Raw genomic sequence first — 12918 nt, 5'->3', positions numbered from 1 at the left:
GCTACAGCGGCCATCAACCGAGCTCGGTTCGCGGCCGGATGACGGTCCGGAATCCTGGGCCGTCGCCTTCCACGTCGTGGATTACCGCCGCAATCGTCAGTCGCCGATCGGCTCCTCTGACGCTTGGAATGGATCTTTATCACTAGCGACACGCCAGCTCACGGGGGAAGTCCGACCCCTGTCCTCAAGCCCTCGAGCAGAGCTGCGGTGGTTGATCCCGCCGTCGTGACCTGGGCCGAGGCTGGTGTCAGCATGACCGCGCGATGGCGTTCGGCGAACGGCAGACCGGCGCCGACGCGCGTCGAAGTAGTCGACGACTCCCTCACGGCCGATGATGCGAACCGGATGGCGTCACAGGGGATCGCGATGCTCTGGCACGGTGACTTCCACAACGCACGGCAGATGCTCAACGCCATGGACCGGCGGATAGGCGCCGGAAAGAAAGAGACCGCAGCAACTCCGGCCGAAAAGTTCTATCGGCACCGCCAGTCCGCCTCGCACCGTGCACGCATTCTCGGCCTGCTGCTGATTCCCCTTGATCCTGGCCCGGTGGTGCCGCTGCGCCGCGCACCGGACATCCGGCAGGCCGCCGCCGAAGCGTACGGTCATATCGGCGAACCTTCCATTGTGTCCCTGCACGAACTGGTCGGGGCCATTGGCGCCCACGAGTGGCGACGGACTGGCGTCTACGTCGATGCCCTGCAGAACCGCATCCACCCGCACTATGGCACGTTCTTCCCCACCAGGAGTGAGTATGTGGATCTCGTGGCCGCCGCGCCGCTCCCCTCTGACACGCTGGCGTTCGACGTCGGAACCGGCACCGGGGTGCTCGCTGCCGTCCTCGCGCGCCGCGGCGTCCACCGCGTGGTGGCGACGGACAATGAACCGCGTGCCATCGCCTGCGCCGCTGAGAACTTCCGGAACCTCGGAGTCCAGGACCGTGCCGAGGCAGTCCTGACCGACATGTTTCCGCCCGGCCGGGCACCCCTTGTCGTGTGCAACCCGCCCTGGATTCCGGCCACGCCGCATTCCACCCTGGACAACGCCGTCTACGACCCCGGGAGCAGGATGCTGTTCCGCTTCCTGAACGAACTCCCCGACCACCTGGAGCCGGGCGGTGAGGGCTGGCTTGTCCTCTCCGACCTGGCCGAGCACCTTGGCCTGCGGACGCGCGACGACCTGCTGGCCGCCATCACGGCGGCCGGGCTGAAGGTGGTGGAACGGCTGGACACCACGCCAACGCATCCGAAGGCATCGGATCGCGACGATCCTCTGTTCGAGGCGCGCACGGCCGAGGTCACGTCCTTGTGGCGGCTTGTTCCCCAATAGTCGAAGGCTTCCACGCAAAGGTATCCCCGTATATTGACGCCCTGGGGCCCGAGGAATAGCGTCGGCGGTAGCGGGGTCATTCACGCCGTTTCCACGGGACAAGGGGCCGGATCTGGGTCGCTGCTCATCAAATTCGACGGGGAACGTCAACGTCCGCCTGAAGCCGCTCCTGTCGGTAGAAGACTTCGACGAGGCAGCCAAGAAGACGCCGTCCTACCGCGCCCCGGGACAACAGGGGAGTTTGGCAGCCTGCCGGCGGGCCGCCGTCGTAAATTACGGCGGCCCGCTAGGGAACGGGAGTTACGGAGGCCATGTTCTGCGCCTAGCCGGTTTGCGCACCGTCTCCGGTGTCCTCCCACATGACATCCAGATTGTGGAAAATCACGGGTCCGTCGCAAAGTGCCGCCATCTTGGCAGCGAACTCCGACGTTTCCGGCCGGCCGGAATTCTCCATCGCGGAGTCAAAGGAATCGAAGTCGACGATGGTGAAATAGGTCCCTGGGTGGTCCCTGTCCGCCGTGGCAACAATGCGACGGAACGTGGGCTGGGTGCTTCCCTCGGTTCTTGAGGGACGGCCCAGCTCTTCGATCTCCTTGATGCGGGAGGTCTTGAATTCGATGATCTGCACAAACCCGGACATGACGGCTCCTCGACGGCGGTGGACGCTGATCCCGATCATGCTAATCCTCACGGCAGGCGGTGCACAGGGGAGCCATACTCAGACCGGCTTCTGCGCGTGCGCCCCCACGCTACGGTGGTTCAGGTTGGAAGGCCGGCCTTGATCTGGATGAGGGTGAGGTCTAACAGCGGCGTAGGAACGTTGAGCTCCCGGGCCCTGCGTGCGAGGTCGCCGAGGATGTGCTCGGCTTCCGACGGCAGTCCTGCGCTGAGGTCCCGGTACAGGGAGGAAGTGAAGGCCGATCCCGGTTCCGTGAGTATGCCGACCGCCTGTGCATGAGCGGCGTCGGAAACGGGGTGTCCTGCCGCGGCCGCCACCGCTTCCGTTTCGCTGATGGCGTCCAAGATTTTCGGCTGCCCGCCGGCCTCCATGATCCGTCCAACCGGCGCCCGGAACAGGCAGTTGACGATCCCTGCAGCAGCGATGAAGGCCCATTTGTCCCACAGTGCGCCCATTATGTCGTCCACTACCGAGAAGTCGACGCCGGGCACGTCCAGAGCCTCAGAAACCTCCCGAGGTACGGGGTTTCCGTTCAGCCCGCCCACCGTGAGGGAAGTGAGGGGCACCTGCTGGCGGACCACTTCGCCGTCGAGAGTGGCGACGATCCGCGCCAGGCCGCCGAGCACCTGGCCCGGATACAGCTGCTCAAGCCGGTCCACGTGGGCCATGCCGTTGAGGATGGGAACGATGCTGGTTCCAGGCCCGACGAAAGCGCCAATCTCGCCGAGGACGCCCTCCAACGCGGTAGCTTTGACCGTGACGAGGATCAGATCGAAGGCCTCGGACCCGTCCGGTGCCGTGATGGTTTTCACCGGGTGCGTCCGGTCAGCAGTGGGGGAGATGAAGCGCAACCCGTCGCGGCGAAGGACCTCCTGCTTGCGCGGCCGCACCAAATAAGTGACATCCCGTCCCGCTTCCTGCAGGAGCGTGCCGAACGCCCCGCCTGTGGCTCCGGCTCCGACGACGAGTATCCGCATGGGTGCATCCTACGTCAGTCAGGAAGGACCATACGTGCCGCCGTCAGCCTGCCACCGCCGCCATCGCCTCCTGCTTGGCCTGCATCCACTCGCTCAGCCACGGGGCACGGACGCTCGACGTGATCCGGCAGTCGGCCACGAAGGTTCCCCTGGCGCCGGCGTCGATCCACTCCGTGAGCGCGGAAAGGTCCGCCAGGGAGCGGATGATCGCCGACTCGGCACCGAGCGCGCGGGCGATGCCGCTGAAGTCCACCTCGGGGATCAGCATGGGCTTTTCGGTGAGGCCCTGGGAGCCGTACTGGTGGATCTCGGCTCCGTACGCGGCATCGTTGTAGATCACCACAATCGCGCTGCGGGCCGCGCCGATGAGCGATTCGAGGTCGGACAGGCCCATCAGGAACCCGCCGTCGCCGGAGGCCAGCACCAGGGTGCGGCCGTCCTCCAGCGCGCGGGCCGCCCCGACCGCGCTGGCCAGGCCCAGCCCGATGGCCTGGAACGCGGTCCCCACCATCACCAGGTCCTGCGGCCGCGGAATGTTCCAGTACATTGGCGCCCAGCCCACGAAGTGCCCGCCGTCCTGGACCACCGTGCGGCGCTCCGGCAGCACGGCGTCGAGTGCCGTGGCGAGGGAGCGCGGGTCCAGCCGGCCGTCCGCGGTCTCGTCGGAGCCCGGGTGGTGCCCGGGTCCCAAGGCCAGTCGCTTAGAAGCTTCCGCGCGCCAACCTTCAGCCGCAGCCTCACCATCAAGCAACGACAGAAGACGCCCCGCGGCGGACTTCGCGTCCGCGCTGACGAACGTATCCACCCGAGGGTGCGTCGGCTGCAGTGCGGCGTCGATCTGGATAACGGTGCTGTCCGGGCCGAGCAAGTGCCCGAACCGCATGGTGAAGGGGCTCAGGCTTGCCCCGGCCACAAGGACCACATCGGCCTCACCCATGAGCCCGGCTGCGGTGTCCGTGCCGAAGCCGCCCGCCACGCCGAGGTATCCCTCGCCCTGGAGGAGGTTGAGCGCCAGAGCGGTTCCGGCGGTCAGCGCGCCCAGACGGTCGGCGAGTTCCCGGAGCTCCGGGCCGGCGCCGGCGAGATGCGCACCACGGCCGGCGAGGATCAGCGGCCGCTTCGCCCCGGCGAGCAGCCGGGCTACCTGCCCGAGGCCGCCGTCGACGTCGTCCGTCACCTTTGGTGCCGACGGCACCGGAAGTTCCTCGTCCGCAGCCTCGAGTGCCGCGAGGTCGTAGGGAATGGCAATGACGACGGCGGTCCGCTTGGTGAGCGCGTATTCCACCGCCTGCTGCGTGATGGAGCCCGCGGCGTCGCGGGTGACGGTGAAGGTCGCCGCGCCGAGGCCTGCGGCGATTGCTGCCTGGTCCACGTCCTGGGGCCGGGCGCCGCTGCTCGGGGCGTCGCCGGTGACCAGCACCACGGGGATCTGCGCCTGGACTGCTTCCGCGAGGGCGGTGAGGGCATTGGTGTAGCCGGGGCCGTAGGTGGTGGTGCCCGCGGCGAGGCGTCCTGATGTCCGGTAGTAGGCGTCGGCCGCGGCGATGGCGGCTCCTTCGTGGCGGACGGGGGAGAAGCGGAGGCCCAGCTTTTCCGCGGCGTCCAGGAAGTAGACGTTTCCGTTGCCCATGACGCCGAAGACGTCGCTGAGATAGCTGCTGAGAACCTGCGCCACGCGGCCTGAGACGGTAAGTGAAGTCATGCAGGAATCTTGTGGGCTGGTTCACAGATGGGCAAGAGAGTCGAGTTCGATTGGGACATTTGGCAGGCGAATGCCGACTGAACTGAAAATATGCACACTTGTGGTGTGCATCACCCGTGCTTAGTGGGAAGGGCGGGATTCCTGTTCGGACAGCCGGCTTAGGAGGCCGTCGTAGCGGGGCGGCATGAGTTCCAGTACGGAAATGGCCGTGCTGGTCCGTTGGATTCCCTCGATTTCCAGGATCTCGTTGGTGATGCGGTAGAGGTCGGCCGTACTGCGTGCCACCACCTTGGCCATGAGGTCCGCGTCGCCGGTGGTGGCGTGCACCTCGATGACCTCCGGGATCGCGGCGAGCCCGTCTTCCACCGCACCTGTCCGGGTCTGGCTGATGGATAGTGAGAGGAAGGCCATCAGGTCATAGCCAAGCGCGGCGGGATCCAGCCTCCGGCTGAAGGAGCGGAGGGCACCGCTGCGCTCGAGTCGTGCGAGCCGGGCGTGGACGGTGTTCCGTGCGACGCCGAGTGTCCGCGAGAGTGCCAGGGCGCTGGCTTCGGGGTCCTTGTCGAGGGCCAGGATGATCCTGCCGTCGAGGGAATCCACGGTGCGGGGGTTCGGGATGGTCATATTTTCACCACAGACAGTCGAAGTTGAGCAGAAGTCCCAATGGGTTGAGGGTATCTTGCATGTGCGCCGGGTCACAATCATGATCGGTGCTCATGACCAGTGATCAGCTCCTGACCGCTCCGGACACCGCGGTTCCCACACTTCGCGGCGCGGTGGCCGGCCTCCCTCCCTATGTCCCGGGCCGGCGCAGCGCCGGTGTGGACATCGCAGCCCTCGCCAGCAATGAAAGCCACTACGAACCACTTCCCGCTGCCGCCGCGGCGGTGGCCGCAGCGGCCGGTACGATGAACCGCTACCCCGACAGCGCCGCCGTCGAACTCCGTGAACGGATTGCCCGCCACCTCGGCGTCACGGCCGGAGAGGTCGCGGTGGGACCCGGCAGCGTCGGCGTCCTCCAGCAGATCATCACCGGCCTGTGCGATGCCGGCGATGAAGTGATCTTCGCCTGGCGCTCCTTCGAGGCCTACCCCATCTTGGTTGAGCTGGCAGGCGCCCGGCCCGTCCGCATCCCGCTGGACGGCGCTGAGGGGCACGACCTCGAGGCCATGGCCGCGTCCGTCACTGACCGCACGAAGGTCATCCTGCTCTGCACGCCCAACAATCCCACCGGCGTGCCGATCAGCCATGAACGGATCGTGGCCTTCCTGCAATCCGTCCGCTCCGACATCCTCGTGGTGATCGACGAGGCGTACGTGGAATACGCCGAAGCGGGCAGCGGCCCCGATTCCCTGGCGCTGTACCGCCGGTATCCGAACGTCTGCATCCTGCGCACCTTCTCCAAGGCCTACGGGCTCGCCGGGCTGCGCGTGGGATACGCCGTGGCGGCGCCAGCCATCGCCGAGGGACTGCGCCGAACCGCCCTGCCCTTCGCGGTGAGCGCGCTGGCCCAGAAGGCCGCCATCGCGTCGCTGGATGCCAGGGACGAGATGGAAACCCGGGTGGCCGCGGTCAGGCAGGAACGCGCCCGGATGGCCGCGCAGCTGGAAGCCCAGGGCTGGACACTGCAGCCCAGCCAGGGCAACTTCCTGTGGATCCGTGCCGATGACCGCCTCTTGGCGGGGCTGGTGGACGCGTTTGACCGTGCGGGCATCCTGGTCCGGGCATACCAGGGGGACGGCGTGCGGATCACCGTTGCCGGCCCCGCCTCCAACGACCGCGTGCTCCGGCTCCTGGAAGCCCACGCAGCCTGACAACCCGCTGACCTGAAACCCAAACCCGTTCAACCTACAACCAGAGGACTCCCCATGGAACAACAGACAATGACGTCTGGCCGCGCACTGGGCGCCGCACTCAAACCCCGCCAGCTCACCATGATGGGCCTCGGAAGCGCCATCGGCGCGGGCCTCTTCATCGGCTCCGGCGCCGGCATCCAGGCCGCCGGCCCGGCCGTGCTGATCTCCTACCTCGTGGCCGGCACCCTCATCATCCTGGTGATGTGGGCCCTCGGCGAGATGGCCGCCGCCAATCCGGACAGCGGTGCGTTCTCCGTCTATACCGCCAAGGCCTACGGGCCGGTGGCCGGTGCCACGGTGGGCTGGCTCTGGTGGCTGCAGCTCGTGGTGGTCATCGCAGCGGAAGCGCTCGGTGCGGCAGGCCTGCTGTCCACCATCTTCCCTGCCCTGCCGGTGTGGCTGATGGCCTTCGTGTTCATCGTGGTGCTTACCGCTGTGAACCTCACCAGCGTGAAGAACTTCGGCGAGTTCGAGTTCTGGTTCGCCCTGCTCAAGGTGGCGGCCATCGTTGGCTTCCTCCTGGTGGGCGCGGCCCTGCTCTTCGGCTGGCTGCCGGGCGTCCAGTCGCCGGGCCTGGCCAACTTCACCGGCGACGGATTCGCGCCCGACGGCTTCGCCGGCATCGCCACGGCACTTTTCGTGGTGGCGTTCGCATTCGGCGGGACCGAGATTGTGTCCGTGGCGGCAGCTGAGACCGCCGAGCCTGCCCGCAGCGTGAAGAAAGCGGTCCGGACGGTGCTGTGGCGCATCCTGGTCTTCTACATCGGCGCCATCTTCGTTATCGCTGCCGTGGTTCCCGTGGGTTCGGCGGGGCTGAAGAGCCCGTTTGCCGCCGTGTTGGAGGCGGCCGGCATGCCCGGCGCGGCCACCGCCATCACCCTGGTGGCTGTCGCAGCGCTGCTCTCCGCGCTCAACGCCAACCTCTACGGTGCCTCCCGGATGGCGTACTCCCTCGCGGAGCGGGGTGAAGCACCCCGCCTGCTCGCTTCCGTGTCCAAGGCCCGGGTCCCGGTTGTCGCAGTCCTGGCCAGCGTCGCCTTCGGCGTTGTCACGGTTGTGCTGGAGCTGGCCTTCCCCGAGAAGGTCCTTCCCGTCCTGCTCAACATCGTGGGTTCGACGTGCCTGCTGGTGTGGACGTCCGCGCTCCTCGCCCAGCTCGCACTGCGTCTCCGTGCCGACCGCGACGGGACGGCGCTTCCCCTGCGGATGCCCGGCTTCCCGTGGCTCACGGTGTTTGGTCTGGTCATCCTCGCTGCTATCTTCACGGTGGGATTCATTGGCGAGGATTCCCGTCCCCAGCTCCTGAGCACGTTCGCACTCGTCGCGCTCCTGGCCGTGGCGAACTGGCTTCACCACCGTTCGGGCAATGTTCCGGGCCGCGTCGAATCTGAGGACCGCGATAAGGAGCCTGTGCTCATCGACTAAATCAGGTGCTTGAACCACTTTGGGGGTCGGTGCACGCGGAGGGCGCGTTGGCTTTGGCCGGGCGCGTCCTCCGTAACGCTTTGCCGAGCTGGCCATACTGACCATAAAATCGGCCAGCTCTGCCGCGTCTCATTCGTTGGGCCACGACTGCGGGCCGCCGCCACCGGCTGCTCCGGATGCGTGACCGGCCACCACGCTAGTCAAACAAGCTCCACCTCGGTGCTGCGAACGACCTTGTAAGTCGTCACTTCTTTGGGGTTCAATGTGAAGACGGGCTGGGACTTCTCTCTTGAGCTAATAAAGTCTTCCTCCGCGGGCAGATGGTTTCCGACGGGAGCTGGCCCAGAGGGCGGCGATACGGCGTCACCAACCTCGTCCTGGTCGAAGAAAAGGACGTAGGTGGGTTCAGCGTCTTGGGCGCTGCCCAGCCGGATGCCATCGATTCTGGTCTTCGGAACCCACCGAAAGAATTCGGTGACGATCTGCGTCGGGACGTATTCGATGTGGGAGCGACTGTCCGGCAGGAGCGGGGCAGTGACCGCTTGCGCGAAGTCGCGGAAGAACTGGAAAACCCCATACGCGTTTCGTTGTTTCACGTCAAAGATGCTGGGCAGCGTCAGCTCCCCGGTTAGATCCAGTACCGTGAGAGAGCGCTGATTTCGGAATGTCCCGATTCTCGCGAAGCTGTGTGTTCCATGAGTGGCGATTTCCCGTACTGCAGTTGTGGCGGCGGCAGAGGCGTAAAACATCGGGATGCCTTCAGGGCTCATGCGGTTGGCTGAAGCGAAGTGCGCAGGAGCAGGCCCGAGGTCTTCGGCCGTGCGAAGAGTCGACGTGGGGTTCTGGATTAGCCTTCCTCGAAAAAACTTGCTACCGGGCGGGATATCGAGGAGTAGGTCGAGGTCCCGATTTTCGACGTACGGAACCAGGGACCACAGGAAAGCCGCGGAGCGCTGGCCAGGAGTGGCCATAATTTCGCCACTGGCGTCGGGCATGAAGATGAAGCGTGACTCGGACTTCACAGCCGCCACGAAGCTTTCCCATTCCCACCGCACAACCTGCATCGAGTTTCCGTGGAGGCTGTGAATCCACTCGTGTTCCCGAGCAGCCCCCGATAGGAGTTCAACGAGGACTTCATCAACGTCCGAGGCGAAGACGCCCGCACAAACACTAGAAATGACGTCCCACGAGTCGAGATTCTCTGGGTCAAAATAGCCCCAATCCGGTTGGACTTGGTCCGGGGGGTCATAGAGGAACTCCACCGCGTCCATCACCTCCAGCAGTAGTGACTGGATCGGAAACAACAGCGAAGATGCATTGTCAGAGCTGTCTTTACACAGGCGGCAGCAAGCTTCCATAACTGCGCGGTTGGATAACAACGCAGTCAGCGAAGGGTCAATAATGTGTGACAGGCACATGTTGCCTTCAATTTCGTAATAACCACGCAACTCTATGAGTTCCTGTTCTCGCTGGCACTCTCCATGCCTAGAAGCTTGCCACACAACAAGCCACGTTCCGTTGGTTGCGGAGCAAGAACCACCACCTGGACATCCTGCGCACGATGACGGTCTTCAACGACACCGCCAGCTTCGACACCATCTCCGCCGGAGCGGCCATCGCCGCGTACTCGTTCCTGGGGTTCGACGCCGTCAGCACTCTCACCGAGGAGACCTTCGAGCCGCGCCGGACGGTGCCCCGCGCCATCATGCGGGTGGCCGTGATCGGCGGTGGCATCTTCGTGGCGGTGTCCTACGTGACCCAGCTGGCCCACCCCGAGGGGAGCTCGTAACCGCAGCGATCTCGTCGTTCCACCGAGTTGATCTCTGCATTCAGTGCCAGGCAAAACAGCAGGCCGGCCCTCGTGCCGTGAGCGGACGTCGCTGCCGGGGGCGCGAACGAGGCAGCGAAACGCTCGGTCAGACGGTTGGCCCGCCGTGTGAGGGGTCGTGCGTGCCCCGTAACGTGAGCGTCCGGTGGCCATCTTGGAGAGCGGCCGCCATCCCGTTGAAAGCCGTCGCGATTTCGCCCAGTTCATCCCGACGTCTGACCTCAATGCGATGGTTGAGCCTAGGCAGAACTTGGGCCGGACAGAGCGTGCCTGGCCGGCCTACGTTCGCGGTTCGGTACTAGGAAGTGATCTTCGAGAAGATGGCCTCGCCTGCGGCCTCCCAAGCCGGCCGACCCGAACCGACCTTGCCTGTCTTTGGGTCAACGAGATTTCCCGCGAATATCGTGTCTCCTGGAGCGAGAGGATGCTTTTCCGTCGGTTGCGCTCGCCCGAAGTCGAGAGCCTTCATCGCTTCGAGTGCCTGGTCGACCGGCCGGCCGGCCTCGCGCGCCTTGTAGACAGCGAAGGCCAACGCGTAAAGGACCCCGGCGCTGCCCAGATAGGTCTTCTCCCGAAGGTCTGCCGCCGTGCGCTCTCCCTCGATCACTGCCGCGATGTCTGGAAGCGCGCCAACGCCCTTCCAGAAAATCTCGATCAGCTCCTGAGCATCGCGCTGGTCGTGCTCAACCATTAGGTTAACGGCCTTATCCCAGCCGCCCGTCGTGCGCTGGGAAGTACCGATGAGCATGGTGCCGGTCATGTAGCGGATCGTCTTGAAAGAGAAGAGCTTGGCACTGAATTTGCCGGGCGAGTCGGACAGGAACTCGACGCGGTTGGCACCTTCGCCGAAGATCCGGAGTTCAGGGTTCTGTACGGTCGTGATTAGCACGACATTGACGGTCTGGCGTCGGTCCATGCTCATTGCGAGACTGCGCGTCTGCGGCTTTGTATTGCGCTGCAGGTCGGTGAAGTCCTGGGCCCGGTGGAGCGGGTTGTCGTCGATGACGATGATCACTGGTTGTCCGCTGCTACGGAGACGGCGACGGAGAGGATCGTCTTCTTCAGGGTGCTCGGTCATGACGTCGGAGTAGGCAGCAATGCGATGCTGGCCGTCACCGACGTCTAGTTGCGCACCGTAGGCAAGGTAAAGCGTGCCGACGCGCCCTGGACCGCCGTGATCGACTTCGGGTTCGAAGTGGGCCTCCTCCGGCTTCGCGTACAGAACGACTCCGTTCAGGACGAAGTCCTCCACCGTCTCCAGGTAGTCCGCGATGCGCCGCCGGTGCGGCTTATCCACGGGGCGATTCCCGTGTGGCTGCTCGCCTACGGGATTCCAGACATCGGGCGGTGTCACCGTCTTTACGAGGGAGATCGGGTCCATCGCGGTAGCGATCATTTGTCGGTCGCCCTGCTTATAGCCGATCCCCTTGAGCTGCAGTTCCATCAGTTGCCTCCTTAGCTCAAGTTGACATACGCAACGATATCAGCTAGGGTCGGCGCTTTCTATCCCCATTGGTCTAAAATTTAGTAGCCTGCTGGCGATTTCCATCCAGATGCGTCTATTATTTTCGCGTAGCAGGCTGACGATTCCACGTAGGAGTCAAGGGTCTGCGCGCCGCTGGCATTCTTCTCACCCAACTTCGTGCTCGTCTGCATCGCCCGCTCATGGCATTGGGAACGGCGACGGCCTACCCGAGCGCCGTCGCCTTAGTTGGCACGGCCGGCCGCTCGGCCGCATCCAGACGGTCAACACAGAATTTTCGCTGTCTTGGTGTGTCGACAGCACTGCTGGCTGGAAGCAACTTGTCCGCGGTCCTTGTTGTAGCCAGGCGGGGAGGGCCCCATCTACTGAGCCAGCCGACGATATAGCGACACACGGCTCATCCCGAGCATCTGGGCTACGTGAGTGGCAGGCTTACCGGCCGCGAGCATCTCACGGGCGTTCGGACAGTCACGCCCTGTATATGCGACAGCAGAGCCACCCAGCGCCGCCAAAAGACCGCTGTGCAACCTATTTCTGCTTTGCCTTCTTCAGGGCAGCGTTCTCTTTCTTTAGCGCCGCGTTCTTCTCTTTGAGTTTGGCTAACGCAATGGAGAAAGCCCCATCCTTCTTGATCTCTCGCGGGGTGCGGCTCGTCGGGCCAGACGTTCGTCCCATGAAATGTTCTGGTTCACCCCGGCGGCGTGTTCGAGGATTCGGCCTCCGCAGCCATCGCCCTGCAGATCGGCGGACAGCTCTTCGGCGCGGTCTTCCTGGCCGGCCTGGTGGTGGCGCAGTTCGCCTCCGGCCTCGCCGCGCAGGCCAGCGCCTCCCGCCTGCTGTACGCGATGGGCCGGGACTCGGTCCTGCCCAAGGCGGCCTTCGGCCGCCTCAGCGCCAAGTTCCACACCCCGGTGGTCAACCTGATCGTCACCGGCATCATCGGCCTGATCGCGATCTTCGTGGACGTGGCCACCTCCACGTCGTTCATCAACTTCGGCGCTTTCACCGCCTTTACGATGGTCAACGCCTCGGTGGTGTTCCACTACGTGCGCCAGCGCCGGGCCGGGAACCAGCTGAACCCTGTGTCGTACGTGGTGGTCCCGGTGATCGGCGCCGTCGTATGTGCCTACCTGCTCTCCCAGCTGGACGGCAACGCCATTACGCTGGGAGTGTCCTGGCTGGTGCTGGGCGTGGTGGTTCTGGCCCTGATCACGCGCGGCTTCAAGGCCGCGCCGCCGGAGATGACGGCCACGGAAAGGGCCACGGTTGAGGCGGCCGCCTGTGCTGGACGTCGGAGCTTGGCCGTCGCCTGAGCAGAGGGATGGAATAGCCGTGAGGATAGCGCTCGGGCAGCTGGAGTCGGGCACTGACGTCCAGGCCAACCTTGCGGCGATTGACCGGTTCGCCGCCGAGGCAGCCCGCGACGGCGCCACGCTGGTCGCCTTCCCTGAATACGCCACCTACGAGAAGAAGACGGTGGACGCGTCATTCCCGGCGGTGGCCGAGCCGCTGGACGGTCCCGTCTGCCAGGAACTCGCTCGCACCGCCCGCCGCCACCGCATCGCGCTGGTGGCGGGCGTGGTGGAAACCTCGGACGAGCCGGGCAAGGCGTACAACACGCTGGTGGCTTTCGGGCCCG

14 protein-coding genes are annotated in these 12918 nt (G+C 65.2%); 6 read left to right on the top strand and 8 right to left on the bottom strand.

Annotated features, from left to right (window positions below; genetic code table 11):
* Positions 1 to 252: 252 nt before the first annotated feature.
* The gene (locus AC3A3W_RS06850) at positions 253 to 1329 is read left to right on the top strand and encodes a methyltransferase (RefSeq protein WP_487441378.1); all 1077 of its coding nucleotides are present in this window, start codon (positions 253 to 255) and stop codon (positions 1327 to 1329) included.
* Positions 1330 to 1651: 322 nt separating this feature from the next.
* On the opposite strand, the gene AC3A3W_RS06845 is transcribed toward AC3A3W_RS06850, so the two are convergent.
* The 4 genes from AC3A3W_RS06845 to AC3A3W_RS06830 all read right to left on the bottom strand — a co-directional run bounded on the left by AC3A3W_RS06845 (position 1652) and on the right by AC3A3W_RS06830 (position 5311).
* Positions 1652 to 2008 (bottom strand): hypothetical protein, encoded by a 357-nt coding sequence (locus tag AC3A3W_RS06845; protein ID WP_247048198.1) that lies wholly within the window; start codon positions 2006 to 2008, stop codon positions 1652 to 1654.
* Between the two features lie 80 nt (positions 2009 to 2088).
* Positions 2089 to 2985: a ketopantoate reductase family protein gene (locus AC3A3W_RS06840; protein ID WP_487441375.1), complete on the bottom strand. Its 897-nt coding sequence runs from the start codon at positions 2983 to 2985 to the stop codon at positions 2089 to 2091.
* 43 nt (positions 2986 to 3028) lie between these two features.
* Positions 3029 to 4687: a thiamine pyrophosphate-binding protein gene (locus AC3A3W_RS06835; protein ID WP_487441373.1), complete on the bottom strand. Its 1659-nt coding sequence runs from the start codon at positions 4685 to 4687 to the stop codon at positions 3029 to 3031.
* A 120-nt stretch (positions 4688 to 4807) separates the two neighbouring features.
* Positions 4808 to 5311 (bottom strand): Lrp/AsnC family transcriptional regulator, encoded by a 504-nt coding sequence (locus AC3A3W_RS06830; protein WP_487441371.1) that lies wholly within the window; start codon positions 5309 to 5311, stop codon positions 4808 to 4810.
* A 92-nt stretch (positions 5312 to 5403) separates the two neighbouring features.
* On the opposite strand from AC3A3W_RS06830, the gene hisC reads away from it, so the two are divergent.
* Both hisC and AC3A3W_RS06820 read left to right on the top strand, forming a co-directional pair.
* Positions 5404 to 6501, top strand: coding sequence for a histidinol-phosphate transaminase (hisC, locus tag AC3A3W_RS06825; protein WP_487441369.1), 1098 nt, complete (start codon positions 5404 to 5406; stop codon positions 6499 to 6501).
* A gap of 54 nt (positions 6502 to 6555) precedes the next feature.
* Positions 6556 to 7968, top strand: coding sequence for an amino acid permease (locus tag AC3A3W_RS06820; protein ID WP_487441366.1), 1413 nt, complete (start codon positions 6556 to 6558; stop codon positions 7966 to 7968).
* A 200-nt stretch (positions 7969 to 8168) separates the two neighbouring features.
* Here AC3A3W_RS06820 and AC3A3W_RS06815 read toward each other — a convergent pair whose 3' ends face one another.
* Positions 8169 to 9416: an RES family NAD+ phosphorylase gene (locus AC3A3W_RS06815; protein WP_487441364.1), complete on the bottom strand. Its 1248-nt coding sequence runs from the start codon at positions 9414 to 9416 to the stop codon at positions 8169 to 8171.
* Between the two features lie 74 nt (positions 9417 to 9490).
* On the opposite strand from AC3A3W_RS06815, the gene AC3A3W_RS06810 reads away from it, so the two are divergent.
* The gene (locus AC3A3W_RS06810) at positions 9491 to 9757 is read left to right on the top strand and encodes an amino acid permease (RefSeq protein WP_487441362.1); all 267 of its coding nucleotides are present in this window, start codon (positions 9491 to 9493) and stop codon (positions 9755 to 9757) included.
* 127 nt (positions 9758 to 9884) lie between these two features.
* On the opposite strand, the gene AC3A3W_RS06805 is transcribed toward AC3A3W_RS06810, so the two are convergent.
* The 3 genes from AC3A3W_RS06805 to AC3A3W_RS06795 form a co-directional block, all read right to left on the bottom strand.
* Positions 9885 to 9998, bottom strand: coding sequence for a hypothetical protein (locus tag AC3A3W_RS06805; protein WP_487441459.1), 114 nt, complete (start codon positions 9996 to 9998; stop codon positions 9885 to 9887).
* A gap of 96 nt (positions 9999 to 10094) precedes the next feature.
* A complete protein-coding gene (locus AC3A3W_RS06800) occupies positions 10095 to 11240 on the bottom strand; it encodes a DNA sulfur modification protein DndB (RefSeq protein ID WP_487441360.1) in 1146 nt (381 codons plus the stop codon).
* Between the two features lie 401 nt (positions 11241 to 11641).
* Positions 11642 to 11728 carry a helix-turn-helix domain-containing protein gene (locus AC3A3W_RS06795; RefSeq protein ID WP_487441458.1) on the bottom strand — a complete coding sequence of 29 codons (87 nt, stop codon included), beginning with the start codon at positions 11726 to 11728 and terminating at the stop codon, positions 11642 to 11644.
* 252 nt (positions 11729 to 11980) lie between these two features.
* Here AC3A3W_RS06795 and AC3A3W_RS06790 point away from each other — a divergent pair, with 252 nt between their 5' ends.
* Entirely contained in the window at positions 11981 to 12592 is a 612-nt protein-coding gene (locus AC3A3W_RS06790; protein WP_487441358.1) for an amino acid permease, read from the top strand.
* Between the two features lie 19 nt (positions 12593 to 12611).
* On the top strand, positions 12612 to 12918 hold a 307-nt coding region (locus AC3A3W_RS06785), incomplete at its 3' end, for a nitrilase-related carbon-nitrogen hydrolase (RefSeq protein WP_487441356.1).

It is taken from the genome of Arthrobacter sp. Soil_N43 (assembly GCF_057655195.1).
The sequence above is the reverse complement of the archived record's forward strand: the minus strand, read 5'-3'. Positions and strand labels throughout refer to the sequence as shown.